At 57.3% G+C, this 26295-nt stretch carries 26 protein-coding genes and 1 tRNA gene; 20 read left to right on the forward strand and 7 right to left on the reverse strand.

From position 1 onward, the window contains the following. Positions 1-17: 17 nt before the first annotated feature. Positions 18-1091, forward strand: a complete 1074-nt coding sequence (locus I6I12_RS06600; RefSeq protein ID WP_023021531.1) for a ferrochelatase — start codon at positions 18-20, stop codon at positions 1089-1091. On the opposite strand, the gene I6I12_RS06605 is transcribed toward I6I12_RS06600, so the two are convergent. After that, positions 1088-1861 carry an Rv1486c family protein gene (locus tag I6I12_RS06605; protein ID WP_049378154.1) on the reverse strand — a complete coding sequence of 258 codons (774 nt, stop codon included), beginning with the start codon at positions 1859-1861 and terminating at the stop codon, positions 1088-1090. The genes I6I12_RS06600 and I6I12_RS06605 overlap by 4 nt on opposite strands. 33 nt (positions 1862-1894) lie before the next feature. Between I6I12_RS06605 and I6I12_RS06610 the strand changes: the two genes are divergently transcribed. Next, positions 1895-2734, forward strand: a complete 840-nt coding sequence (locus tag I6I12_RS06610) for a DUF3097 domain-containing protein (protein ID WP_034655356.1) — start codon at positions 1895-1897, stop codon at positions 2732-2734. On the opposite strand, the gene I6I12_RS06615 is transcribed toward I6I12_RS06610, so the two are convergent. The 3 genes from I6I12_RS06615 to I6I12_RS06625 all read right to left on the reverse strand — a co-directional run bounded on the left by I6I12_RS06615 (position 2731) and on the right by I6I12_RS06625 (position 4242). Continuing rightward, positions 2731-3309 carry a hypothetical protein gene (locus tag I6I12_RS06615; RefSeq protein WP_023021534.1) on the reverse strand — a complete coding sequence of 193 codons (579 nt, stop codon included), beginning with the start codon at positions 3307-3309 and terminating at the stop codon, positions 2731-2733. The genes I6I12_RS06610 and I6I12_RS06615 overlap by 4 nt on opposite strands. Positions 3310-3363: 54 nt before the next feature. Further along, complete coding sequence (locus tag I6I12_RS06620) at positions 3364-4080, reverse strand: TVP38/TMEM64 family protein (protein WP_023027855.1); 717 nt, start codon at positions 4078-4080, stop codon at positions 3364-3366. Between the two features lie 76 nt (positions 4081-4156). After that, positions 4157-4242 (reverse strand) — tRNA-Leu (locus I6I12_RS06625). 227 nt (positions 4243-4469) lie between these two features. On the opposite strand from I6I12_RS06625, the gene I6I12_RS06630 reads away from it, so the two are divergent. Then, positions 4470-5009, forward strand: a complete 540-nt coding sequence (locus I6I12_RS06630) for a YbhB/YbcL family Raf kinase inhibitor-like protein (protein WP_200287495.1) — start codon at positions 4470-4472, stop codon at positions 5007-5009. 65 nt (positions 5010-5074) lie between these two features. After that, positions 5075-5401 carry a hypothetical protein gene (locus I6I12_RS06635; protein ID WP_023021537.1) on the forward strand — a complete coding sequence of 109 codons (327 nt, stop codon included), beginning with the start codon at positions 5075-5077 and terminating at the stop codon, positions 5399-5401. A gap of 98 nt (positions 5402-5499) precedes the next feature. Here I6I12_RS06635 and I6I12_RS06640 read toward each other — a convergent pair whose 3' ends face one another. Beyond that, entirely contained in the window at positions 5500-6615 is a 1116-nt protein-coding gene (locus I6I12_RS06640; RefSeq protein WP_049378150.1) for a quinone-dependent dihydroorotate dehydrogenase, read from the reverse strand. Positions 6616-6619: 4 nt separating this feature from the next. After that, positions 6620-7666, reverse strand: a complete 1047-nt coding sequence (locus I6I12_RS06645) for a YncE family protein (RefSeq protein ID WP_049378149.1) — start codon at positions 7664-7666, stop codon at positions 6620-6622. Between the two features lie 66 nt (positions 7667-7732). Between I6I12_RS06645 and I6I12_RS06650 the strand changes: the two genes are divergently transcribed. The 9 genes from I6I12_RS06650 to I6I12_RS06690 all read left to right on the forward strand — a co-directional run bounded on the left by I6I12_RS06650 (position 7733) and on the right by I6I12_RS06690 (position 17438). Continuing rightward, positions 7733-8587, forward strand: coding sequence for an undecaprenyl-diphosphate phosphatase (locus I6I12_RS06650; protein ID WP_049378148.1), 855 nt, complete (start codon positions 7733-7735; stop codon positions 8585-8587). Between the two features lie 25 nt (positions 8588-8612). Next, positions 8613-9851, forward strand: a complete 1239-nt coding sequence (gene mshC, locus I6I12_RS06655) for a cysteine--1-D-myo-inosityl 2-amino-2-deoxy-alpha-D-glucopyranoside ligase (RefSeq protein WP_034655822.1) — start codon at positions 8613-8615, stop codon at positions 9849-9851. 24 nt (positions 9852-9875) lie between these two features. Continuing rightward, a complete protein-coding gene (locus I6I12_RS06660) occupies positions 9876-10259 on the forward strand; it encodes a hypothetical protein (RefSeq protein WP_023021542.1) in 384 nt (127 codons plus the stop codon). Positions 10260-10444: 185 nt separating this feature from the next. Next, positions 10445-11104, forward strand: coding sequence for an HAD family hydrolase (locus tag I6I12_RS06665; protein ID WP_049378279.1), 660 nt, complete (start codon positions 10445-10447; stop codon positions 11102-11104). Positions 11105-11162: 58 nt separating this feature from the next. Beyond that, positions 11163-11426, forward strand: a complete 264-nt coding sequence (locus I6I12_RS06670; RefSeq protein ID WP_023021544.1) for a phosphoribosyl-ATP diphosphatase — start codon at positions 11163-11165, stop codon at positions 11424-11426. A gap of 29 nt (positions 11427-11455) precedes the next feature. Further along, the gene (hisG, locus tag I6I12_RS06675; protein ID WP_049378147.1) at positions 11456-12301 is read left to right on the forward strand and encodes an ATP phosphoribosyltransferase; all 846 of its coding nucleotides are present in this window, start codon (positions 11456-11458) and stop codon (positions 12299-12301) included. A gap of 110 nt (positions 12302-12411) precedes the next feature. Beyond that, positions 12412-13971: an aspartate ammonia-lyase gene (aspA, locus tag I6I12_RS06680; protein WP_023027852.1), complete on the forward strand. Its 1560-nt coding sequence runs from the start codon at positions 12412-12414 to the stop codon at positions 13969-13971. A gap of 353 nt (positions 13972-14324) precedes the next feature. Further along, positions 14325-15632: an anaerobic C4-dicarboxylate transporter gene (locus I6I12_RS06685; RefSeq protein ID WP_049378146.1), complete on the forward strand. Its 1308-nt coding sequence runs from the start codon at positions 14325-14327 to the stop codon at positions 15630-15632. A gap of 138 nt (positions 15633-15770) precedes the next feature. Next, a complete protein-coding gene (locus I6I12_RS06690; RefSeq protein WP_049378145.1) occupies positions 15771-17438 on the forward strand; it encodes a formate--tetrahydrofolate ligase in 1668 nt (555 codons plus the stop codon). A 12-nt stretch (positions 17439-17450) separates the two neighbouring features. On the opposite strand, the gene I6I12_RS06695 is transcribed toward I6I12_RS06690, so the two are convergent. Next, a complete protein-coding gene (locus tag I6I12_RS06695) occupies positions 17451-18281 on the reverse strand; it encodes a RecB family exonuclease (RefSeq protein ID WP_049378144.1) in 831 nt (276 codons plus the stop codon). Positions 18282-18327: 46 nt separating this feature from the next. On the opposite strand from I6I12_RS06695, the gene I6I12_RS06700 reads away from it, so the two are divergent. The 7 genes from I6I12_RS06700 (at position 18328) to I6I12_RS06730 (ending at position 26293) form a co-directional block, all read left to right on the forward strand. Further along, positions 18328-19581 carry a M18 family aminopeptidase gene (locus I6I12_RS06700; protein ID WP_049378143.1) on the forward strand — a complete coding sequence of 418 codons (1254 nt, stop codon included), beginning with the start codon at positions 18328-18330 and terminating at the stop codon, positions 19579-19581. Between the two features lie 28 nt (positions 19582-19609). Then, the gene (locus I6I12_RS06705; RefSeq protein WP_023021551.1) at positions 19610-20446 is read left to right on the forward strand and encodes a tRNA (adenine-N1)-methyltransferase; all 837 of its coding nucleotides are present in this window, start codon (positions 19610-19612) and stop codon (positions 20444-20446) included. Positions 20447-20519: 73 nt separating this feature from the next. Next, on the forward strand, positions 20520-22085 hold the full coding sequence (arc, locus tag I6I12_RS06710) for a proteasome ATPase (protein WP_049378142.1): 1566 nt from the start codon (positions 20520-20522) through the stop codon (positions 22083-22085). Continuing rightward, entirely contained in the window at positions 22082-23614 is a 1533-nt protein-coding gene (gene dop, locus I6I12_RS06715) for a depupylase/deamidase Dop (protein WP_049378141.1), read from the forward strand. The genes arc and dop overlap by 4 nt, the downstream gene beginning before the upstream one ends. A gap of 44 nt (positions 23615-23658) precedes the next feature. Continuing rightward, the gene (locus I6I12_RS06720) at positions 23659-23850 is read left to right on the forward strand and encodes a ubiquitin-like protein Pup (protein ID WP_023021554.1); all 192 of its coding nucleotides are present in this window, start codon (positions 23659-23661) and stop codon (positions 23848-23850) included. 38 nt (positions 23851-23888) lie between these two features. Beyond that, positions 23889-25268, forward strand: coding sequence for a Pup--protein ligase (gene pafA, locus I6I12_RS06725; protein WP_193393080.1), 1380 nt, complete (start codon positions 23889-23891; stop codon positions 25266-25268). Positions 25269-25306: 38 nt separating this feature from the next. Further along, a complete protein-coding gene (locus I6I12_RS06730) occupies positions 25307-26293 on the forward strand; it encodes a helix-turn-helix transcriptional regulator (RefSeq protein WP_023021556.1) in 987 nt (328 codons plus the stop codon). Positions 26294-26295: the final 2 nt, after the last annotated feature.

Here is a 26295-nt window from a genome sequence, read left to right on the forward strand (position 1 = left end):
TTGGTATTGTTTAGGGCATGACTGACGCACAACAGAATGCCCAAAACTTCGACGCCCTCCTCGTCCTTTCTTTCGGTGGCCCGGAAGGAAACGAGGAGGTCGTTCCGTTTTTGGAGAACGTTACCCGTGGTCGAGGCATTCCTCGCGAACGGCTTGAAGTAGTGGGTGAGCACTATTATCACTTCGGAGGCGTAAGTCCGCTCAATGCGCTCAACCGTGAAATTATCGAACATGTCCAAGGTGAGCTGAAAAAACGCGGACATAATCTACCGGTTTATTTCGGCAACCGGAATTGGCATCCCTTTGCCAACGAGACCGCAGAACAGATGTCTCGGGACGGTATCCGTAAAGTAGCTGTGTTTGCCACCTCCGCATGGGGTGGGTACTCCGCGTGCCGGCAATATGACGAAGATATTCAGCGCATGCGCGAACATCTCGCGCAGCAAGGCCTGCCGGAGATTGAATTTACGAAGATTCGTCAATTCTTTGATCATCCGAAATTTGTGGCCGAAATGGCCACTGCCGTAACGGAGGTCTGGGAACAAGTTTCAGCTGATAAGAAGCGGACTACCCGGCTTTTGTTCACCGCGCATTCTGTCCCGGTTGCGCACGATAACGTTGGCGGCGCGGAAGGCGATAAAAACCTCTACTCCCGCCAGGTGGCCGAGGCGGCGCGGTTGGTGGCGTTGCAGGCCGGTATTTCCGATTATGACCTTGTATGGCAGTCACGCTCAGGCAATCCACGCACTCCGTGGCTAGAGCCCGACATTGTTGATCACACCACTGAGATTCACCACAACGAAGGCGTCGACACGGTTGTGGTTTGCCCAATTGGTTTCATCTCCGACCATATGGAGGTTATTTGGGATCTCGATTCCGAGCTGCAGAAGGCGGCCGAGGATATGGGGGTCAGGGTCGTGCGTACCCGTACTGCAGGCCCGACCCCTCGGTTTGCAGAAATGGTGGTTGACCTTATAGAAGAGCTGGAGCATGGCCGCGAGAAGGAAACCAGCGGGCAGGTGACCGTGCAAGGGTGCACGCTCAATGGTGCGCCGTGTGCCGCGGGATGTTGCGATATTTGGTCTCTTTAACGCGCGAACTCCCCGAGTGCATAGGCAACGCCCGTCATGCGGGCCTGCCGGATGTGGCGCCACAAGCGGAGTAACTGCGGGTCAAGGCTGTGATCGTTGATGCGGTCGGTAACCGTTTCGATGATCGCGGCCACTCGGTCGGCGCGGGTGAAGAGTTTGGCTGCTCGGGCCGGCGTTGATTGGGGAAGGCCGGGGGTGTCATAAAAGTCGCTTAAAGTTCCCACGGTGAGGCGGGGGTTGGGCAGCGCTTCAGTGCTATACCCAGTTGCGGCGATAAGGTCAGCGGATTCATTGGTTGCTTGAGCAAGCAGTGCGTCGGCTTCCCCAGGGCTCAGCCAGGCGGGGGCGGGGAGCTGTTGCTTTTCGACGATCACCTGCCACGCGGTGTGGCTGTGGTGGATATGAGGTATGAGGACTAAGTTGCGCGTGGGATTATTGGTGCGAACTATGATTGCTCCGGCGGAACTTTGGATAGCTGCGTGATAGGACTCCGATCCTGCGGGTAGGGCAGGGGGCTCTCCCGGCCCGGAAAGCGCGAGGCGTACAACGGGTTCCGCGCGCTCACCGCGCTTCGCGGTAAGTTCAGCGGTCTCTGCGCGCAGCATCGCTAGCACATCGACGAACGGTGCTTCATCCACACTCTCCGGACGCCCGCCCAGTTCTTTAAGAGCATCTAGCAAATCATCGGTGGTTTCGTGTCCCCACAGCCACGAGCCCAGCCAGACAGCGGTGTTTTGTAAAGGTGACCATACTTCGGCGCGCATATCCATGACGAGCCAGTCTAATAGATAGACTAACGGGCCATGAGTTTTGATCCTTATGGCGGAGACATATTTGCTGGCCACTCGCGGTCGAAGCCGCGTCAATATCCTGAGGTGCCAGCTGAGCCCGGAATGGTAGTGGAAGTACGTGGTGACGAATTTGTGGGTGCTGTCATGGGGGTGGATAAGACCGTTTTCGGTGAGGTAGTTCGCCTTGAGGATCGCCACGGTGTGGAACGCGTTTTTAATTTGGTCAAAGGCGGGTTCCTAGTGGAGGGTAAGCCGGTTACGCTTACCCGGTACGTCGAAAAGCAGGCACCCCGCAAGTCCAACTCCGGTTCCCGCCGCGTAGAAAACGTGGAGGCTAAGGTCGCCGCGCCCTCGCGCATTTGGGTGGAAGGTGTCCACGACGCCGCTATTGTGGAAAAGGTGTGGGGCCACGACCTACGCGTGGAAGGCGTAGTGGTGGAATACCTTGAAGGCCTGGACAATTTGGAAGACCGCTTGGCGGAATTTCAGCCCGGACCCGGCCGCAGGGTAGGTGTGTTGGCTGACCACCTCGTTCAAGGTTCCAAGGAAACCCGGTTAACGGAAACCGTGGGAGAGCATGTCCTAGTCACTGGTCATCCATTCATCGATATTTGGGCAGCGGTGAAGCCGCAGCGCGTGGGATTGCGTGCATGGCCAGAAGTACCTTATGGCGAGGACTGGAAGACCGGAATGTGCAGGCGCGTGGGGTGGAGCGACCCTAAGGACGGTTGGCGTCATGTGTATAACGCCGTGCATTCTTTCCGTGACTTAGATTCCAGTCTGATTGGCGCGGTGGAGCGGCTCGTGGACTTCGTTACGACGCCCGAACTGAGCAAGTCTGATTTGCTCTAAGGCTGGGTAAGATTCGCGCGTTCAATCAGGTTGACGGCCAACTGCCATCCAGCCAACTCCGCGCTCCAGCCGGCCGCCTGGAGGCGCTGCGACATGGCTTGTTTAGAAATCCCTAGCTCTTCGGCGGCCTCATTTTGGTTCAGCCCAGCACGCACGAGTGAGGTAGCCTCGCGCCCCTCGATAGTGCGCTTGTGCAAAACATATCCCAGCAGGGCAAAGGTGGCCGCGATATCGCTTGCCTCGGAAGCGCGGCCACGCTTGTTGATCTTGGCGTAGACCTGGCCCATACGGGCGGACTTCCGCAACGCGGCGGTAGCTATTTGGCGTGCCCCCTCCTCATCTTCTTGGTTGCCGGGGCTTATACCGATGCCGATGGCCCAGTCGCCGTCGGCAAGCAAGGCCATGACGACGTCGCAGACGGCCGTTGCTGAATCAACTACGGCGCAAATATCTTCCACGCCAAGCACATGGAACTCTCCAACGCCAGAAAGAGTTGATAGGGCCGACGCAGAACGCTGGACCAACTCTGCACGACGCACGGAACGGCCACGGTAGCGGGCGTGGACAGCAAGCATGGAAAACCTCCCTCTAAGAACCTAATGCGAAATAGTCTACCGCTCGAACTTGACTTAAGGGCGAGTGGGAAGCCGCGAATCCATATAAAGCCCGCTCGCTCCAATCGCAGCGAAAACCACCATAGCGAGGACGATGCCGGGAGAGGTATGTCCGGTGAGGGTATCGCCGAAGAACACGCCCAAAGCCGTAGTAGGAATAGAACCGACAAGGGTGGCCAAGGTGAAGTGGCTGAGCTTTACCGGAGTAAGGGCAGCAACGTAGTTCAGGAGGCTAAACGGGACGCCGGCTACCATCCGGAGGGAAGCGATGGCCAGCCACCCGCGCCGCTCGAGATGCGCGTTGATTGTGAACACTGCGGGATGGGTCAGGTGCGGGCGGATCCAGGCTCCGAGGAGCTTGCGGACGATAAGAAAGGACAAAGCCGCTGATACCGTCAAGGCGCACAGGGAAAGCGCGAGTCCCTTCCACGGGCCAAATAAGAGTCCTGCGGCTACCGTCCAGAACGTTCGAGGAAAGGGAAACTGGGTAAATATGACATAACCTAGGGTGAAGATGAAAGGGGACCATGCGCCAAATCGGGTGGAGGCATCACGCAGGTGAGCCACATCCGGCAGATCGTAGAAATAAAGCACGGCGAGGAGGGCGATTACTGCAGCGAGAACGGCTATCCACCGCTGCACGGTCCACCGCTGGATTGAGCGCCAAGCGGACCGAGCGAGCGAAAGCAGGAAGTGGCCGAAATTGCGCACCCAACTCAGAAATGTGGTCATGGGGAAATCGTAGTCCTTGAGGGAGTGCAGGATAGAAAAATCCGGCGGCTACCTCGTGGTAGCCGCCGGAAGTCTGTGCCCGAGGGGGGACTTGAACCCCCACGTCCGTTAATAGGACACTAGCACCTCAAGCTAGCGCGTCTGCCATTCCGCCACCCGGGCAGGGTGTTTGTCAGCCTCTCGGCTGGGCACTCCGATACTGTATCTTGCGTGGGGTGTGCTTTACAAATCGCCAGCGTAGGGCGCCGAAAAGTCCATGCGTGAAGGGCGGTGAAATACATGGGTGTAATCCTGCCTAAGCGTCGTACTGGGGTACGACTGTAGTGCGACCATGGCGTGCGGTTACACCACATCGACATCACCTTGTGAGGTGGGGTACAAATGGGTCTATGACTTCTTATGCAGATGACTCCCGCTTCCCTGGACCAGATCCCTACGCACCGCTGCGTGATGTTCCTTCCTTTGTTCTTTCTTCCACCGACGTGGTCGAAGGCGATGAGCTGCAAGAAAAGCTTCGCGCTCCGGAAAGCGTTTCCCCTCAACTTGCGTGGTCCGGTTTGCCTGAAGGCACTAAGTCCCTGGCTGTGACCTGTTTCGACCCGGATGCTCCCACCGCTTCTGGTTTCTGGCACTGGGCGGCCTTCAATATCCCCGTTGAGGTAAGCGAGTTGCCTACCAATGCTGGTGCTGCAGAAGACCTGGGCATTGACGGTGTTATTAGCTTGCGCAACGATTCGGGCGAGCGCACCTACTATGGCGCTAACCCGCCTGCAGGTCACGCACCTCACCGCTATCTGTACGCAGTCCATGCAGTAGACGTGGAGAAGCTCGATATCGACCCAGATGCAACCCCGACTGTGCTCGGTTTCAACCTGCATTTCCACGCGCTCGGCCGTTCCATTTTGTGGGGCTGGTGCGAGGCAAAGTAACGGCAAGTAGCTCTAGTGCATCGCAGGCTAGCCCTTCGGCGACCCTGCGGGTCGGCGGCACCTTCATGGTGGTCGCATTCGTGCTGGCTCTCTTCGCGCTAATCTCTGTCTTTTCGGATGGCTGGGGAGCCGACTTCGCATGGACGTATTCGAAGGTGGCTATTGTTGCCGCCGCGTTCCTCGTCGGGGCCTTTAGTACCATGAGTAGAAGCCAGGCGGGAAGCCGCGCCCAGGTTGTGGCATTAGTGGTTGCGATCGTAGTCATTGCGGCGAGCCGCTTCTTACCCGGCGGGATTTTATTCACCCAAGCGCAGTTTTGGGTGGTGTTCTACGCCGGCTTCGCAGTCCTGTGCGCACTTATTCTCAGGCGCAGCGCTATGGCGCAAGCCTAGCCAGTACCGTGTTTAATCAATGAAAGTCCGCCCCCAGCTGCTTAGGGTAGAGCAGGTGGGGGCGGACTTTCTTGTTCAACCAAGAGTCTCTATAGGGATTAATCCACGGGTTTCCATGGCAGGCCAGAGCCAACCGCTTGGGAAATATTGCGCAAGCCGTGGGCGCGGATTTGGGCGGCAATGCCACGGTGGATATCGCGGATCCAATCTGGACCGCCATAGATGAGGCCGGTGTAGCCCTGCAACAAGGAAGCGCCGGAAGTGATGCGTTCCCACGCCTGCTCCGGCGTGGAGATGCCCCCGACGGAGATGAGGGTGAGCTGGCCGCCGACACGCTCATTGAGACGGCGCAGCACCTCCAGAGAGCGCTCGGCTACCGGGGGACCAGATACGCCACCGGCCCCCATTTCCGCTACCTCGGCAGGAGGGGTCTTGAGCCCCTCGCGGGAAATGGTGGTATTGGTCGCTACGATACCGTCGAGACCGAGTTCAAGGGCTAGGTCTGCCACTGCATCTACGTCGGAATCCGAAAGATCGGGAGCGATTTTGACCAACACTGGAACGGCGGTGCACTCTTGCACGGCAGAAAGAATGGGTCGCAGCGACTCCACTGCTTGTAGGTCGCGCAGGCCCGGGGTATTCGGCGAGGAAACGTTGACTACAAGGAAGTCAGCCAAGTCGCCCAATACGGAAGCAGAGCGGCGGTAATCTTCCACAGCGTGCTCGGCAGGGGTGACTTTAGTCTTGCCAATATTGATGCCAATAACATCGCTGTAGCGGCGCTTGCGGAGGTTTTCTGCAGCGGCCGCTGCGCCTTCATTGTTAAACCCCATGCGGTTCAAGATGGCCTTATCGGCCTTTAGGCGAAAAAGTCGCGGTGCAGGATTTCCCGGCTGTGCTTGGGCGGTGACGGTGCCCAACTCCGCGAAGCCGAAGCCAATCGGGGACCAGGTATCAGCAGCGGCGGCATTCTTATCAAACCCAGCGGCTAGTCCCAGTGGGCGGGGAAACTCTACGCCAAAGACCTCTTGGCGGAGCACCGGATCGTTGACCGGCAGCACCTTTGCCAAGGCCCGGTTGGCCGGACCAACCGCCTGGAGTCCACGCAGTGCGGTGTTGATAATTCCGTGGATGCGCTCCGGGCTAAGCTGAAACATGCCACGCAATGCCACTTGGTAGGCCTGCGCGCGCAGTCGATCGATAGTGCTGGTCATGGTGTTAAGACTCCTTCTTCAGGTGCGGGGTGTCCACGAACTGGAGGCCGTGGCCGGTGGCAGAGGCGGCGACGAAGGTGCCATTGTTAAGTACGGCAATGTTTTGTGCATCTGGCACGGTAGAGATATCTCCGCGCAGTTCCGGAACACCTTTATTTAACTCATAGGCATGAGCCTTGTTCGTATCCGTGGCGCTGACCCACGCCAGGTTGTGCTCCTTGTCCCAAGCTACGCCCCATGGGGTGCCATTGACGTTGCCGTATTGGTGCAGGCGAACGACATCATCGGAAGTGTAGATAGCCAAGCGTCCGCCCTCAGTATCGGAGGCAAGAACAACGCCATTGTCGCCCACCGCGATGCTTCCTACACCCTGGCCAACGCGCAGTCGACCGCCCGCGCGATCATTAGTCCAATCCACGTTTTGAATGGTGGAATCCTCGCGGTGAATGCGTACCACTCCATCGTCACCCGTGGAATTGGGCACGGCTAGTAGCTGGTCCGAGCCGGCTTCGACCTCGATGTCACCTTCGCGTTTGCCGTCTTTATAAATGCCAACGGTGCTGGAATCGGCTGAGGTAGCAAAGATCTCGCCGCTGGAAAGCTGGGTGGCAACAGTAACAGGAGTCTCCTCCTCCATACGGACCTCCGCGGGAGAATCCGGGGAGGAGGGATCGATGAGCAGGACCTTTTCCGGGCAGGCCAGTACAAAGCCCGACGACGATGAACTTAGATCACCGCACTCCGCAGAAATGTCTAAAGCAGTTGCCTTATGGCCCGCAAACTCTTTCTGGCTGCCGATAAGGAGCTGGTCCTTAGTGCGCACCGCAAGCGAGTTATCGACAGCAGCAAGGTCTGTGATGTCTTCCTTAAGGTCTACGACGGTGCCCTCCGGGTCCGCCTTGACAGGGGAGGCCGCCGGGGTGGCATTGCCCTTGACCGCGGTTTCCGGATCGGCGCCCACGCCCACATCGGGCTGGCAGGCGGCCAGTGCGGTGGCGCTAAGCGCCAGCAAACTAGAAAAGATCAGTGCGGAGCCGGATTGAGATTTCACGACTCCTAATCCTAACAGCGCGCGTTATAAAAACCCGAAGCCTTGTTCCGCTGTAGTGTGAAGCGGGTGATTTCAAATACCGCAACAGACGCCGTCTCTTGGGCACAGGTCATTGTTTTGTCCATCGTGCAAGGTCTGACCGAGTTCCTTCCGGTTAGTTCCTCTGGTCACCTGCGCATTGTTTCCGAACTTTTTTGGGGCAAGGATGCTGGCGCATCTTTTACCGCAGTCATTCAGCTTGGCACCGAGCTAGCGGTGCTGGTTTATTTTGCTCCCATGATTTGGCAGATACTTACCGGTTGGTTCCGCGGCTGGACCGATAAATCCTCTCGTGGCCAGGACTGGCGCATGGGTTGGATGGTTATCGTTGGCTCTATTCCTATTGGAATCATCGGCTACGCCTTCGAAGATGCAATCCGCGGAGCCCTGCGCAACCTGTGGATCACCGCCGCCATGCTGATTGTTTTCTCTTTTGTATTTATCGCCGCAGAAAAGTTGGGGAAAAAAGAGCGTGGCTTTGAGCAGTTGACTATGAAAGACGCCATCGTGATGGGCCTGTGTCAGTGCCTGGCGCTCATGCCAGGTGTTTCTCGCTCCGGCGGCACCATCTCTGGTGGTCTGTTCTTAGGGCTGGACCGCGAGGTGGCCACGCGCTTTAGCTTTTTGCTTGCCATTCCAGCAGTCCTAGCTTCGGGGCTTTTCTCGCTTCCCGACGCCTTTTCCCCCGCAGCCGGCCAATCCGCTACCGGTCTGCAGCTTTTGGTTGGCACTGGCATCGCTTTTGCCTTGGGTTACGCCTCCATTGCATGGTTGCTGAAGTTTGTAGGTAACCACTCCTTCTCGTGGTTTGCCGCATACCGCATACCCGTTGGTGTACTGGTAATGCTTCTCTTGGCATTGGGAGTCCTACAGCCGCTTTAACAAGCACCGCGTTACTATGGTGGCTATGCAATCTTGGCCAATACCTTCTTTCCGCCCTGTGCCCGGTGATGCGGCGCAGCTGCGCTTGTACGATTCCGCGAATCAAACCATCGCTCCCGTAGAGGTCGCAGGGGATACCGCCACCATGTACGTGTGTGGCATTACGCCCTATGACTCCACCCACCTGGGCCATGCCGCGACATACTTGACGTTTGACCTTATCTACCGCGCCTTTTTGGACGCCGGAAAGAAGGTCCACTACGTACAAAACATCACCGATGTCGATGATCCACTGTTTGAGCGCGCCGAACGCGATGGCGTGGATTGGCGCGAGCTTGGTACGTCTCAGACTGACCTTTTCCGCTCCGATATGGAGTTGCTCTCCGTCTTTCCGCCGCAAGATTATGTCGGCGCCATGGAGGCCGTTGATGAAATCGTGGAGATGGTCCAGAAGCTTCTTGACGCTGGTGCGGCCTACGTCGTAGATGATCCCGAACACCCAGACATCTACGCCTCCATCGAGGCCACTGCGCAATTTGGATACGAGTCCAATTATTCTGCGGCAGAGATGCAGACCTTTTTTGCCGAGCGTGGCGGCGATCCAGACCGCCCAGGAAAGAAGAACCCACTTGATGCACTCATCTGGCGCGCTCACCGCGAGGGAGAGCCCGCTTGGGAGTCGCCCTTTGGTCCTGGCCGTCCGGGCTGGCATATTGAATGCTCCGCTATTGCCACCAATCGTTTAGGTTCGACCTTTGATATTCAAGGTGGCGGCAGCGACCTGAAGTTCCCTCACCACGAATTTTCCGCCGCCCACGCCGAGGCGGCCCTGGGTGTGGACCGCATGGCAAAGTTTTATGTACACACAGGCATGATCGGCCTCGACGGGGTCAAGATGTCTAAGTCCTTGGGCAACCTCGTCTTCGTCCACAAGTTAGTAGGAGCAGGCGAGGAGCCGTCCGCTATCCGTCTCGGCGTCTTCGCTGGGCATTACCGCGACGAGCGGGATTGGTCGGATGAAGTGCTCGAAGAGGCAAAGCACCGTCTGTCCGCGTGGCGGGAAGCAGTGGCTACGCCAGGAAGCATGGCGGGGGCACAAGGGGTCGTCGCCAAGCTGCGCGCGGCGATCGCCAATGACCTCGATACCCCGGCGGCGCTGGCTGCTGTGGATAAGTGGTCGCAGGCTGAGCGAGGCACAGACGAAGAAGGAGCGGGCGATTTGGTTCGCACTGCACTAAATTCACTCCTCGGCGTGCAGGTTTAGCCAAGATAGGGCAGTATCTACAGCATGAGCATTCGCGCCGATTTCCAGCCCACCGTAGATGAGTTCATAAGTGATCTGAAGTCCTTTGCCACCGGCGATTACCTCAAAGAGGAGGAAAAGGAGTTCTGGGAGGCTCCGTTTGATGCCAGCGTGCTTCCGGAGCTGCGCGGTCACCTTGAGAATATGCTCGATGGGCTGGATGCCCTTCCGGATGATCCAGATGGCCCGCAGCTGGTAACCGTGTTGTCCAAGACCGTTCGTGCGTTGGCCGATTTTAATCGTGCCCAGCACGACGCTGTCCTCGAGCCGGAAGAGAAGGAAGAGCTATCTGAGCTTATCTACAATGCCTGCGCGGCAACTGGAGCAGATGACGAAGCTCTATCGCACATTCCAGAACTAGACTTTTAGTTCTTGTCCTCCCGCTTTTTGAGCGCCGGCCCGCGGCATATTCGCAGCCAGGCGCTTACTTCTGTGCCCTTAGCGCATGGTCGGTTTCACCCCACAGCCTTTTTAAAGAGAAAGTTAGTTTTATTCTCGTGCAGCACCCCGATGCCGTTTCTGGTCTGACAAAGCCCGCCGCCATTTTCTGGGACATGGATGGCACGCTCACCAATTCGGAGCCGCTTTGGGCGGAGGCAACGTTCTATCTCTCGGAGCTCCTGGGGAAGCGTTTAACTCCCACCCAGCGCCTTGCCACTGTGGGGGCGACTTTTGAGACGACCTTGGGGATTTGCGCAGATAATGCGGGGGTGACACTGCGGCCCGGTGACAGCGATCGATACCGCGCTCGGATGTTTGACTATGTCAAAGGTCTTTTCGCTCGCAAGCTGGAGATTTTCCCTGGCATTCCTGCGTTGCTGCATGAGCTGAAGGCGGATCGCGTGCCAATGATGGTGACGACTAATACCGAGCGCAACGTCGCCGATGCCGCCATTAGCGCGTTGGGGTGGCAGTACTTTGTCGATACTATTTGCGGGGATGAAGTGCCTGCCGGGAAACCTGCACCGGATATGTACCGCGAAGCGGCCCGCCGCATCGGAGCTAAGCCCGCAGATTGCTTGGTATTTGAAGATTCCGCCAACGGAATGCGCGCCGCAGTTGATGCTGGCTGTGTAGTCATCGGCTTGCCCGAAGATGACGAGGTGGAGGTTCCGCCGGAGGTCACCGAGGTCTCCCAGCTCCGCAACTCGCGGCACCTCGCCGGTGCCCGGGCCTCCGAGGTCTATGAGTGGTTTAGCAAGATTTCGGAATAGCGGTAGGACTTCAGGGTTTTACTACATTCCCTAACTACCTGTGGAACAATAGGTAGCCGTGAAGAACTTTGAGAACCTTTTTGCTGAATTATCCGAAAAAGCTGCCCAGCGCCCCGCTGGTTCTGGCACCGTTGCCGCATTGGATAAAGGCGAGCATCACATAGGCAAAAAGATCATCGAAGAAGCCGGGGAAGTGTGGATCGCCGCAGAGTATCAGTCTGATGCTGAGCTAGCAGAAGAAATGTCTCAGCTGCTCTATTGGATTCAGGTCATGATGCTCAAGCGGGGGCTTACCCCAGAAGACATCTACAACTACCTTTAAACAGCGCCCCACGGGACGGAAGGATCCACATGATAAAGATTGCTGTACCGAACAAAGGCTCATTGTCAGAATCCGCCGTGGAGATTCTTACAGAGGCCGGCTACAAGGGGCGTGGACATTCCAAAACACTCAACGTGGTTGATGCGGATAACGGGGTTGAGTTTTTCTTCTTAAGGCCCAAAGATATCGCCATCTATGTCGCCCGCGGTGTTTTGGATCTGGGTATTACCGGTCGCGATTTAGCTCTCGACTCAAAGGCGAGCTTTGATGAGGTTCTGCCATTAGGGTTTGGAGGATCTACTTTTCGCTATGCAGCCCCGCAGGGGGAGGAGTGGGATATCTCTCAACTGGATGGTCGCCGGATCGCGACCTCTTACCCCAATCTTGTCCGTGCGAACCTTGCCGAGCATGGAATTGAGGCCGATGTTATTCGGCTAGACGGAGCGGTAGAGATCTCCATCCGGTTAGGCGTTGCCGATGTCATTGCTGATGTCGTGTCAACTGGTACTACCTTGCGCCAACAAGGGTTGGCGCCGTTCGGCGAGCCGATCATTGAGTCCGAGGCGGTAGTAATCAAGCGCACAGGGGTGGACGTTAGCGAAGAAGAGCAGGTGGTGCTCGACCGCATGCAGGGAATTTTGCACGCTCGCACCTATTTGATGATCGATTACAACATCGCTCAATCTAATCTCGATGAGGCCACTGGTACTACTCCCGGGTTGACGGGTCCTACGGTCTCGCCCTTAGCGCGTGAGGGCTGGGTGGCGGTGCGCGCGATGGTTCCCAAGAAAAACGCCAACCAAGTCATGGACCGACTTTCCCAACTCGGTGCGGAGGCAATCTTGGCTTCTGATTTACGCATCGCCCGCTTTTAGGGGGAGCGAATTTTCTGGGTCGGCCCAAATAGATTCAGTCGTGGCTAACATTAGCGCTTGAGGTTACTCATCCGAATATAAGTCTCGACAGGCAAAGGAGCCGAGCCATCATGGCAAAGTCCTCTAAGAAAGAAGAAAAGGACACCAAGTCTGCAGCAAAGGACGTGAAGAAGAAGGAAGCTGATACTTCCACTCACGCTGCACAGCAGAAGGTGGCCGAACAGAAGGCACCTAAGAATTCCAGCAAGAAGACTCGCACCGAGACCGACCTTCTTGGCTCTTTGGAAGTTCCAGCGGACGCTTACTACGGTGTGCACACCGTTCGCGCTATGGAAAACTTCCAGATTTCTTACGTGACCATCAACACCATCCCGCACTTCATTCGCGGCATGGTCCAGGTCAAAAAGGCGGCTGCCATGGCAAACCGTCGCCTTCACGTGTTGCCTAAGAAGAAGGCCGAAGCCATCATCTGGGCTTGTGACCAGATCCTGGAAGAGGGCCGCTGCATGGACCAGTTCCCACTGGACGTTTTCCAGGGTGGTGCTGGTACCTCGCTGAACATGAATACCAACGAGGTCGTTGCCAACCTCGCTCTGGAATACCTTGGTGAGGAGAAGGGCTCTTATGACATCATCAACCCCAATGATGATGTGAACATGTCCCAGTCCACCAACGATGCTTACCCGACCGGTTTCCGCCTGGGTCTGCATGCAGCGGTTGACCACCTCATTGAGCGCATGGATGGCCTGCGCGCCGCGTTCCAGGACAAGGGCAATGAATTCCAGGACATCCTAAAGATGGGCCGTACCCAGCTTCAGGACGCTGTTCCGATGACCTTGGGCGATGAGTTCAAGGGCTTTGCCAATAACCTGAACGAGGAACAAGCATTGCTGCGTGATGCTCAGCGCCGACTGCTGGAGATCAACCTGGGCGCAACCGCGATTGGCACCGGCGTTAATACTCCTGCCGGCTACCGCCACCAGGTCACCGCAGCCTTGTCTGAGGTTACGGGCTTGGAAATGAAGACCGCACGCGATCTCATTGAAGCAACCTCTGACTGTGGTGCTTACGTGCTGCTGCACGCAACCATCAAGCGCGCAGCGATGAAGCTCGCCAAGATTTGTAATGACCTGCGCCTGCTGTCCTCCGGCCCTCGCGCTGGCCTGGCTGAGATTAATCTGCCAGCCCGCCAGGCTGGCTCCTCCATCATGCCGGGTAAGGTAAACCCGGTTATCCCGGAGGTTGTCAACCAGACCTGCTTCAAGATCTTCGGCAATGATCACGTCGTCACCATGGCCGCTGAGGCAGGCCAGCTGCAGCTAAACGTCATGGAGCCGGTCATCGGCGAAGCACTGTTCCAGTCCATTCGTATCATGGGCAACGCCGTCGATGCACTGCACGAAAAGTGCGTCACGGGCATCACCGCCAACGCGGATGTGTGCCGCGCCTACGTAGAAAACTCCATTGGTATCGTCACCTACCTGAATCCGTTCATCGGCCACCACAATGGTGATTTGATCGCTAAGGAGTCCTTGGAGACCGGCAAGGGCGTCAAGGAACTCGTCCTGGAGAAGGGCCTGCTGGATGAAGCAACCTTGAACAAGGTTCTGTCCGTAGAAAACCTCATGCACCCAGAGTTCCGAGGCCAGCTCTTCATCGACGAAGACTAAGCCCACAGCGCTTTTGGAGCAGCAGGGCAAAGTGCCCGCGCAGTAGGCCCCCGCAGTTGCCGCCACTTTTACTTCACATGGAAGTAAAAGAAGGCGGAGGCTGCGGGGGTTTGTGCATGGTGAAGGAGCACTATTCACATTCATCTTTTATCCCTCTGTACAGGGACAATGCGCCTTAGAATACCGGTCATTTTATAGCGGAATCCTTATTTTATGTGGGAATCAACACAAACAGGCAATTTGAATGAATAAATCACCACAGCGGGTGCAAAATAGAAGATGTTGAGGACGGCATGCACTCTCTATGGAGATGCGTGCCCATAGTTTGCATAGAGAGCGTATGGAGTACGTCCATGGTTATTGTTCATATAGTCATCGTTCTCGCCGCCATCGTTTTGGGTGCGAGAATCGGATCAATTGGCATCGGTATGGCCGGCGGCCTAGGCGTGTTGGCACTTGGTCTCACCGGTGTTCCCATTACTAGGGAAGACATCCCCTTTGATGTCATTGGCATCATCATGACCGTCATCGCCGCTATCGCAGCAATGCAGCGAGCTGGCGGTATGGACTATTTGGTGCACATTGCGGAGAAGTTCCTGCGCAAAAACCCAAAGCGGATCACGTTCTACGCGCCAATTGTTACGTGGCTAATGACGGTTCTCGCCGGCACCGGGCACACTGCGTTTTCAACTTTGCCGGTTATCGTCGAGGTGGCCAAAGAAGGTAAGGTTCGTCCTTCACGCCCGCTATCCATCGCGGTAGTTGCCTCTCAGATGGCAATCTGTGCTTCGCCTATTTCGGCAGCCGTGGTGTTGCTCGCTAGCCTGCTAGAGCCGACTGGGGTGGGCTATTTGCAGGTACTGGCGGTCGTTATCCCAGCAACGTTCTTGTCTATCTTCCCAGCTGCCTGGGTAGCTAATAAGTTTGGCAAAGAGCTTGAGGACGATCCGGTTTACTTGGAGCGCAAGGCACAAGGCCTGGTCAAGGAACCACTGGGCGCAGGGAACTACTCTCCGCAGAAGGGTGCCAAGGCTTCTGTTCTCGTGTTCTTGGTAGCCATCGTCATCGTGATGGCGTGGGCCACCCTGACCTCGGAGCAGGTCGGGCTTATCGCCGACCCGACCCTTCCACGTAATGAAGCCATTATGACGGTCATGCTCACCGCTGCCACCATCATCGTTATGATGACCAAGGTCCCGGCTGGAGATGTTTTGAATACGCCGGTCTTCAAGTCCGGTATGTCCGCATGTATTTGTGTGCTAGGCGTGGCTTGGCTGGGCACCAGCCTTATCAACCACTACATGGACGATATTCAGTCTATGGCTGGCAGCGTCATTGAATCTTCGCCGTGGCTGCTCGCAGTGGTGCTATTCTTCGCTGCAGCGTTGCTGTACTCGCAGGCCGCTACGACCAAGGCCCTTATGCCGGCAGCCCTTGCCCTGGGAGTAAGCCCCATTACCGCAGTCGCTGCCTTCCCGGCGGTGTCCGCTCTGTTTATCCTGCCGACCTACCCAACCTTGTTGGCAGCAGTGGAGATGGACGATACCGGCTCGACTCGTATCGGCAAGGCCGTATTCAACCACCCATTCCTGATCCCAGGTACGGTCAGCATCGTGCTCTCGGTCCTCTTGGGCTATGCATTCGGTTTCGTCCTCCTATAACTAGAGGAAGATAAAAACATCCCCAAGGCGCCCTTCAGGGGCGCCTTTTTGGTTGCTGCATCAGCGAGCAACTTAATCCATTTCACTTTCTTGCCTAAATGAGCCCTATTTAACTCAACCGCTCGTTAGGCTTAGGTCATGACTACTCAGCCATCCGATGTTGAAATTGCCCAAGCCCACCAATTGCAGCCGATTGCAGAGATAGCAGCAAAGGCGGGCATTCCTGCCGACGCCGTGATTCCCTACGGCACCACCAAAGCCAAGGTAGATATCACCAAGGTTGACTATTCCAAGGAAAACCGGGGCCAGTTGGTGCTCGTCACCGGCGTATCACCCACCCCCGCCGGCGAGGGAAAATCCACCGTTCTCATCGGCTTGACCGATGCCCTAGACCAATTGGGCAAGAAAGCGATAGTTGCCCTGCGAGAGCCCTCCCAAGGACCAGTGATGGGCATTAAGGGCGGTGCGGCTGGTGGCGGCTATGCACAGATTGTGCCCATGGAGGACATCAATCTGCACTTCACCGGGGATTTTCACGCGATTACCTCCGCAACCAATACCTTGGCCGCCATCATTGATAACCACATACATCAAGGAAACGCGTTGGGTATCGACCCACGACGAGTAACGTGGCAGCGATGCATGGACGTCAACGACCGTGCCTTGCGCAACGTGGTCACTGGACTGGGCGGCCCAGCCCACGGCGTGCCCGCTGAAACCGGTTTCACCATTACTGCCGCTTCTGAAATCATGGCCATTTTGTGCTTGGCCACGAATCTTGAAGACCTGAAGAAGCGTCTTGGCGATATCACCATCGGATTCACCTACGATCAACGCCCAGTTACTGCGCGTGACTTGAACGCAGAAGGCGCGCTCACGGCACTGATGCGTGATGCCCTTAATCCGAACCTCGTACAGACCCTCGGCGGGGTGCCAGCCTTGGTACACGGAGGACCATTCGCTAATATTGCCCACGGTTGCAACTCCCTATTAGCAACCCAAACCGCTCTGCAATTCGGCGATATTGTCCTGAGCGAAGCTGGCTTCGGCTCCGATTTGGGCGGGGAGAAGTTCGTCGATATCAAGGCACGCTTTGGCGATCTGGATGTTGCCGGTGCGGTTGTTGTTGCCACCATTCGTTCGCAAAAGTACAACGGCGGAGTAGCCAAAGATAAGCTAACGGAAGAGAACCTAGATGCGCTCAAGGCGGGCATTGTCAACCTTGAGCGCCACGTAGAAAATCTGCGCAAATTCGGTATCAAGCCAGTGGTAGCGCTCAACCTCTTTTGGTCGGATACGGAGGCGGAACGCGAGTTTATGCGGCAGTGGGCCAAGGACTTTGGAGTGGCCTTGGAAGAAGCCAACGTCTGGTCCGAGGGCGGTGCAGGTGCGACTAAGCTGGCAGAGACCTTGCTGGAGAACCTGCAGGGCGGTGCCAAGCAGCTCTACGATCCGCAGCAAGGAATTGAAGCCTCCATCGAGACCATTGCTCGCGAGATTTATCGCGCCGACCGCGTGGAGTATGGAGCAAAGGCGCTTAAAGATCTGAAGTACATCCAGGACAATGGCTGGGACAAGCTACCCGTGGTCATTTCCAAGACTCAGTATTCCTTCAGCGATGATGCATCTGAATTGGGTGCGCCGGAAGGCCATACGCTGCATGTCCGTGAATTGCTGCCGCGCACCGGCTCAGGCTTTATCGTTGTGCTTACCGGCAATGTTATGACGATGCCGGGGTTGCCAAAGAAGCCAGCGGCCAACAACATAGACGTCGATAAGGACGGCACTATCTCCGGACTTTTCTAAGGCCGCGTGGACCTAGTCCTTGTTATCCGCCGCGGAACCAGGCCACCCTGGATACTGCGGCGGCGTGCCGCCGAATTCGGGGCAGAGATCCTGGTGGGCACACCAGCCACATAGCTTGGAGGGCTTGGGGCGGAAATCCCCGGCGCGCCCATCGGCTTCAATTTTGGCCCACAACTCGCCGAGATCGCGCTCGAAGTACTCCAGCTCCTCTCGGTTTGGGCTAAGAAACATCGAGTCCAAGACCTTGAGGTACATAAGCCGCAACTGGTGGGGGATAGTGCCTAGAATGCGCCAGTAGACTAGCGCGTAGAAACGCATTTGGAATTGGGCATCTTGTGAATAGCGGGGCAGTGGTTTCTTGCCGGTTTTATAGTCAACGACGCGGACCTCGCCCGTCGGCGCGCGATCCACTCGGTCGATGAAGCCACGAACGGGAACGCCATTGGGAAGAACTGTGTTGACGTACATCTCGGTTTCTTGGCAATCAAAGCCCTGTGGGTTTTCCATCTGGAAATAGCCTTTGAGCAGTTCTCTGGCGGAAACGAAGAAGTCATAGGTGTCTTCTTCTGGCACGAGCTCGAGCAGTTCCGCGTCCTTTGCGGTCATGTCTGCCCACGAGGGCTTAATCATCTTTACTGCGGCAGGATAGGTGCGCTCTGCGCGCGGTAGCTTATGCATTTCTTCCAGTACGGCATGCACTAGGGTTCCTTTGACCTGTGCAATGGTTTTGGGTTCGGGCAGCTTGTCAATGGCCCGGAAGCGATAGAGCAGTGGGCACTGCTTGTAATCGGAAGCGCGCGAGGGTGACAGGGCAAGCGGGCGGGGTGTCGATGAAGTAGCCATGGTGTATCTAGCCTATCGCCGGGCGTTTCGTGGCAAGCTAGGAGGTATGAGTTATACCGAAGAATTCCTTAATTTCATCGCCGCTTCTCCTTCCTCTTATCACGCTGCGGAGGAGGTATCCCGCCAATTGCGCGAGGTGGGATTTGATCTACAGGATGAGAGTGAGGAATGGTCGGCCGCACCAGGTGGCCACGTGATGGTGCGCGGTGGCGCGGTAGCGGCTTGGTATGTACCACAGGAGGCGGATAAGAATTCTGGTTTTCGCATCGTGGGGTCACATACGGACTCGCCGGGCCTGGTGCTCAAACCCACGCCGGACTTTTCGGCGGCGGACTGGCAGCAAGTAGCAGTAGAGGTCTACGGCGGGGCGCTACTGCATACCTGGTTTGACCGAGAGTTGACCGTCGCTGGCCAGATTGTGACTAAGGACGGCACGCGGCATGTGGTAAATACTGGCCCTGTCCTGCGCCTGCCGTCTTTGGCCATCCACCTGTACCGCAAGGATGAGTTCAAACCAGACCGACAGCACAATATGCAGCCTGTCTTAAGCGTCGGTGACCCAGAGGCATCGATCTTGCAGGTAGTGGGGGAGAAGGCGGGCGTCGGCAAGCAGGATATTGCATCCTTCAACTTGATTACGGCCGATGCCGCCCGAGGTGAGGTCTTTGGGGCAGGAGAGCAGTTCATTGCAGCCGGGCGCATGGATAATCTTTCTTCTGTACATGCCTCCTTGGCGGCGATGAAGAATGCTGCCAAGGACTATCAGGGCAAGGATATTTTGGTCATGATGGCCTTTGACCACGAAGAGGTAGGTTCCAGCTCCCGCTACGGTGCGGGCGGGCCTATTCTGGCGGACGTCATTACTCGAACGGCCCGGGCACTGGGAGCTAACGAGGAGGAACGCTTCCAGATGTTTTCCCGCTCGAGTTGTGTGTCGGCCGATGCGGCACATTCGGTGCATCCCAATTACGTGGACAAGCACGATCCCACGCACCACCCGATAATCGGCAAGGGCCCAGTGACCAAGATCAACGGCAACCAGCGCTATGCCTCCGATGCCACCACAGTGGCGTTGTGGGAAGCAGCGTGCGACAAGGCTGGCGTGCCGGTGCAGCGCTTTGTGGGCAATAATGACGTGCCGTGCGGATCGACCATCGGTCCCATCACCGCAACCCGTTTGGGCATCGACACCGTGGATGTGGGCGTGCCCATGCTGTCGATGCACTCGGCGCGTGAAATGGTGGGCGAGCGGGACCAAGTATGGCTTGCACAAGCGCTTGAGGCATACTTGGTGGGATAGTAATCGCAACCTCGAGGAGTCTTGAGACATGGCTTATTCCGGCCCCTTTGCCTATGGCGACCGCGTGCAGCTTACTGACGCCAAGCGGCGCCACTACACGGTCATCCTTGAAGAGGGAGGCCAGTTCCACTCCCACAAGGGCATAATTAACCACGATGACATCGTGGGTATGGATGAGGGTTCGGTTATTGAGTCCACCCTTGGCTCCTCCTTCCTGCTGTTCCGCCACCTGATGGTGGACCATGTGCTGTCCATGCCGCGCGGTGCCGCGGTGATTTACCCCAAGGATGCGGCACAGATCTTGGTAGAGGGCGATATTTTCATGGGCGCGCGCGTGCTCGAGGCCGGTGCCGGTTCCGGTGCGCTATCCATGTCTTTGCTGCGTGCCGTCGGCCCAGAAGGCCATGTGTATTCCTATGAGGTGCGCGATGATCACCTTGAGTATGCGGTGGATAACGTGAAGGAATATTTTGGCGAGCAGCCGGAGTGGTGGTCGCCGCGCCTTGGTGATCTGGCAGACGTTACCGCTGCAGACCTGGGTGGGCCGGTAGACCGCGTTATCCTCGACATGCTCGAACCATGGGAACACTTGGAGACCGTGCGCGATCTCCTCATCCCAGGTGGCGTGTTTATGACCTACGTGGCAACGGTGCCACAGCTAATGAAGGTCATGGAAGGCATTCGTGAACTCAAGTGCTTCACTGAGCCCAAGGCATGGGAATCGCTGGTGCGTGAATGGAAGGTCGAAGGCCTAGCTACCCGCCCAGAGCACCGCATGAATGCGCACACCGCCTTCCTCATCTGGACTCGCCGCCTGGCCGATGGTGTCACCCCACCACGCCCGCAGCGCCGTGCCCGGAAGTAGGGCCGCTTTAACGCCCAGAATTTAAAGCGGAAGTGCCCTCTTTCGCTGCCCGCGCCGCGTTAGAGTAGTGGGCATGGATGAAGCCACGGACTATAAGCGGCAGGTAAGCCAGCTTGCCGCCCGCAATCAGAAGTTGGCGGGCTTATTAAAAGAATCGCGCGTGAAGCTGGAGCAGCTTTTTGCCGAGCTCAACGCGCTGGCTGAGCCGGCATCGACCTACGGTGTTTTTCTAGGTTATTCGCCGAACCACAGCGAGGTGGGAACCACCGCGGACGTCTATACCAATGGCCGCATTATGCAGCTTAAGGTCTCGCCTAACGTGGAACCAGGCAGTCTCTCGGCCGGCCAGCAGGTTCGCTTGGGCGATGGCTTCGTGGTCGTGGAAGGGTGCCCGCCTGAGCGTACAGGCGAGCTAGCAACGGTGGTGGAGCGCCTCAGTCAAGACCGCCTGATAGTGGCAAATTCCTCTGGTGAGGAAAAGGTAGTGCTGCTAGCCCAAGCACTGCGCGAGGATACCCGGGTGTCGGCAGGCGAGGTAGTACTCGTGGATCCCAAAGCTGCCATCGCACTAGAAAAGGTGGAAAAGACTGAAGTCACCCAGCTTTCTTTGGAAGAGGTCCCGGATGTGCGCTATGAGGATATCGGCGGGCTGGACGAGCAGATTTCCCAGATCCGCGATTCCGTAGAGCTACCGTTTATCCATCCCGACCTCTATCACCAATACGAGCTACAGCCGCCTAAGGGCGTGCTCCTGTATGGCCCTCCAGGGTGCGGTAAGACGCTTATTGCCAAGGCAGTAGCCCACTCTTTAGCCCAGCAATTAGGCAGCGACGGCACGAGCTACTTCCTCAATATCAAGGGCCCAGAGCTGCTCAATAAGTATGTGGGGGAGACGGAACGCCGCATCCGCCTCATTTTTGAGCGGGCCCGCGAATTGGCCCAGCTCAGCGCTGACCGGCCAGTGGTCATCTTCTTCGATGAGATGGAATCGATCTTCCGCACTCGTGGCTCGGGTGTGTCCTCCGATATGGAAACCACGGTTGTTCCCCAGCTGCTCACGGAGCTCGATGGAGTTGAGAGCCTGTCCAATGTGATCGTCATTGGCGCTACCAACCGCGAAGAACTCATCGATCCCGCCATCATGCGCCCCGGCCGGCTTGACATCAAGATCCGGGTTAACCGCCCGAATAAACAGGGGGCCCGAGAAATTTTCGCCCGGCACTTCACCGAATCCGTCCCGCACCAGGGCGCGTTGGACGAACTCATTATCGCCGCGGTGGATGAGCTTTATGCCGATCGCCCCTTCGTACAGCTGCACTTTTCCAGCGGGGAACGGGAAATATTGCATTACCGCGACTTTGTCTCCGGCGCAATGATTGCCAATATCCTCTCGCGGGCCAAAAAGCTGGCTATCAAGGACGCTCTCCGGTTGCGTGCAGGCAGCGAGCAGGCGGCAGGTGGGGACCACGAGGGCATCGCCAAGCAACACTTGCTCGATGCCATCGCAGCCGAGCGCGCCGAGTCCGAATATGTACCTACCTCCACCAACCCGGAGGAATGGACCAAGATCATTTCCCAAGACCATTCCGGTGCCCGCGTGGAACGGGTGGAGTTATTGACCACAAGGAGGAGCGCATGAGCCGCATTGTAGGTACCGAAACCGAGTACGGAATTGCGACCCCAGAGCTACCGGAGTACTCACCTATTATTTCTTCCACTCACGCGGTAGTAGCTTATGCCGCGATGCACACAGGGGCGCGCTCACGCTGGGATTTTGCCGAGGAACACCCGCTGCGCGATTCCCGCGGTTTTGATCTCAAGCGCTACCAGACGGTGCCCGTAGTCGACCCGAATGCCATCGGAGTAGCCAATGTGGTCACGGCTAATGGCGCGCGCTTTTATGTTGACCACGCGCACCCGGAGTATTCCGCACCGGAATGCACTAATGCCTGGGAAGCTACGCTTTATGACGCCGCAGGGGACGCCACGCTCCTGCAAGCGGCTGCGGCCGTGGCGGGGCTGAGCGCGCAAGGAAAGTCCGTTCTTGCCAACCACGAGCCCTGCCCAGCCCTGCGTTTTTATAAAAATAACGTGGATGGAAAAGGCGCCTCTTATGGCTCTCATGAGAACTATCAGTACTCCCGTGAAACGGACTTCGACACCATGGCGCAGGCCCTCATCCCTTTCTTCGTTGCTCGCCAGGTAGTCATCGGCGCCGGGCGCATGGGACGCGGCGAGTTTGGTGAAGAGCCAGGTTTCCAGATCTCCCAACGCGCTGATTATATTGAGCAAGAAATCTCGCTGGAGACCACCCTCAACCGCGGCATTATCAATACCCGCGATGAGCCGCATGCGGTCCATGCTGACTTCGGCCGCCTCCACGTCATCATTGGGGACGCGAATATGTCGCAGACGTCTACATTGCTCAAACTGGGGATGACCTCTCTGGTGCTCGATGCCATCGAAGAGGGCGTGGACTTCAGCGACCTCCGCCTGCAGGATGCTGTGGCGGAAGTCCCACGCGTGAGCCGCGATCTTAGGCTTCAGCATCGGCTCACGCTTGCCGACGCCCGCCAGCTCACCGCCCTAGAGCTCCTTGCCGAATATCGCGCACGCGTCACCCCACGCACACCCACCGATCACAAGGTCCTCGCGGCCTGGGACGAGGTAGTTTCGCTACTGGAGAAAGACCCGATGCAGGCCGCACACCTGCTGGACTGGGTGGCAAAGTATCGCCTGATTAAGGGCTATCTCGACCGCGGCGTCAATCCAGACGACCCCAAGCTGCGGCTCATAGACCTGCAATACGCGGAGATTGACCCAGCCAAATCGCTTCACCACGCTCTAGTGCGCAAAGGCCAGATGCGGCAGCTTTTTAGCGCCGCCGAAATTGAGCGTGCTTCCAGCTGTCCGCCGGAGGACACCCGCGCTTATTTCCGCGGCCGAGTAACGCAGAAATTCGGCGAGAACATCATTGCCGCAAGCTGGCAAAGCCTCACCGTACGAGTAGGGGAGGGCACCGACGCACCGTGGGCCACAGTCCCCATGGATATCGCCACTGGTCTCACTCAGGCTGAATGTGGAGAGATGATTGACGCCGCCGACACGGTCGAGGATCTTCTCCAAAGACTCACTGACAGCGAGATCCACCCCGAGTACCGTAATTAACAACCACGAATTAAAGCAGGATCCACAGAAAGGATTTCCCACCTATGTCCACTCACCAGTCTCAGGTCACCGGCGGTAATGGCGGCGATAACTCCGCTGGCGACGAGGAATTTACCTCCACGCAGCTCAGCATCAATACAACCGGCACCGATGAACTCCTCGATGAGATCGACGGGCTACTAGAAAATAACGCCGAGGAATTCGTGCGCTCCTATGTCCAAAAGGGCGGGCAGTAAGGGTGAGTGACCAGCGCCCTGTCTTTGCCCGACGCATCATGGGCATTGAAACAGAATATGGCCTAACTACCAGCGCGGGCTCGAAGGAACGGACTCTGAGCCCCGATGAGGTAGCGCGCGTGCTTTTCCGGCCCATTGTCCAAGAGCATTCCTCCTCCAATATTTTTTCTACCAATGCCAGCCGCCTCTACCTCGATGTCGGTTCCCACCCCGAGGTAGCCACCGCCGAGTGCGATAGTTTAAGCCAGCTTTTAGCCTATGAATGCGCCGGCGATGCCATTGTCAACCGGCTTGGCGAGCAAGCAGAGCAAACTTTCGCCGCTGAGGGCCACCCGCGTGCGGTGTACCTTTTTAAAAACAACGTGGACTCGGCTGGCAATTCCTTCGGCTGCCACGAAAACTATCTCATCAGCCGCCATATGGTCCTCAAGGACTTGGGCCTTGAGCTCCTGCCGTTCCTCATCACCCGTCAGCTCATCTGCGGCGCCGGCATGGTCCAACCCGCTAAGGGCGATAAGCCCGCCCAATTCCTGCTCTCGCAGCGTGCGGACCAGGTGTGGGAAGGCGTTTCTTCTGCTACCACCCGTTCGCGTCCCATCATCAATACCCGCGACGAGCCGCATGGCGATTCCAAACGCTTCCGCCGCATGCACGTCATCGTGGGAGATTCCAATATGGCCGAGCCAACTATGGCGCTGAAAGTAGGTTCAACGCTGCTCATTTTGGAAATGTTGGAGGCCGGATTTGAGCTGCCGAAATATGAGATCGAAAAGCCGATTCACCATATCCGCGCTATTGCGCGCGATATGACGGGATCGACCGAACTACCACTTAGCGGAGGTGGATCAGTCACCGCGCTGGAGGTGCAACAGCAGCTCTGTATGCGCGCAAGCCAATGGCTGGAAGAAAGGGAAGACGCTGGTACCCCTACCTCCGAAATGCGGCGCGTAGTTGATCTCTGGCAACGCACCCTGCGCGCCATTGAGACCCAAGATTTTTCCGAAGTGGACAGGGAAATCGACTGGGTCATTAAACTCGCCCTGCTTGAGCGCTACCGTGCGCGGCTCGGTGGGCAGTGGGACCACCCTAAGCTGGCCCAGATTGATATGACCTATCACGATATCCGTCCTGGACGCGGGCTCTACCATGTACTGCTGCGCAAAGGTCTTATCGATCGCTGGATTGAGGATTCTGATATTGAACGCGCGATGGACACAGCGCCGGCGACCACGCGCGCTGCGCTGCGCGGCCAGTTCTTGGCTACCGCGCGTAACTGTGGCGCCAATGTCACCGTTGATTGGACGCGGCTGAAAGTCAATCGGCCCGAACCGCGAACCGAGGAACTTTTGGATCCCTTCATTGCCCACGATGAACGAGTCGATGCATTGCTAGACTATATGCGTTCACACCACAGCTAGATCCACCATAGAGTCATATCAGGGAGACAACACAGCACGTGGCAGCACACAACCCCACGCCCAAACGGCATGATGAGGCGGTAGAAAGGCTCACCAACCTCTCCTTCGCGCTACAAGGCGCGGCAAACTCCGGCGGTAGCCCTGATCGCAGCGCTGCATGGATTCGTCGCCACGTTGCCGGGTACGGCGATAAGTCGGGCGAGGCTTTTGCCAAGTCCTTGGCGCGCGATATAGCGACCCTCCAACGCGCTGGGGTGCCCATTGTGCATTCCGGTGGTGAGGATGGCGCGCGCTACCGTCTTGACGCGAGTAGTTACCAGCTACCGCCGGTGGAATTTTCTCCGGAAGAGGCCATGGTTTTAGGCATAGCAGGGGGAATGGGTACCACGGGAGGCTTAAGCGATTTCTCTTTATCTGGGTGGACCAAGATTGCCGCCAGCGGCGCCTCGCGCAACCTTTCCGGCGCGCCGGTGTACACAGCAGTCAATGACATCACCCGCCTCGCCCCGGAAGTTATTACCTCTGTCCTGGCTGCGGTGCGCAACCGACTGCGCATTACTTTTTCCTACCGCGCAAACCCGGCCGCTAAGCCAGTACGCCGCGTGATGGATCCTTGGGGAGTGGTCAACCGTGATAGCCACATTTACATCGTGGGTTTCGATGTGGACCGCGGCGCCCCACGTGTCTTTCGTGCGCTTCGTGTCTCCGATATCAAACGCTCACATCATCCCGCAGAACACACCGTCCCAACAGAGACCTTGCAGGCCTTGGTAGAGCGCGCATTGCAGCGCGGAGAAAAGGTAGACGCGCGGCTTATTATTCCGGTGGGAAAGGCACAGGAGTTAATGGATGCGGGCGAGAAGCAGCCTGATGGCACAGTAATGCTGCGCAACGTGGATAAGGATTGGCTCGTGCGCACAGCGGCCGGGTACGCGCCAGAGGTACAGGTGGTCGAACCTGGCGGGGTGCGCCAGGAGGTCATTTCTCTTCTGCGCGCCGCCGCGCAACGGCAGGAAGGACGCTAGCT

Source organism: Corynebacterium kefirresidentii, from assembly GCF_016599755.1.
GTDB lineage: Bacteria > Actinomycetota > Actinomycetes > Mycobacteriales > Mycobacteriaceae > Corynebacterium > Corynebacterium kefirresidentii.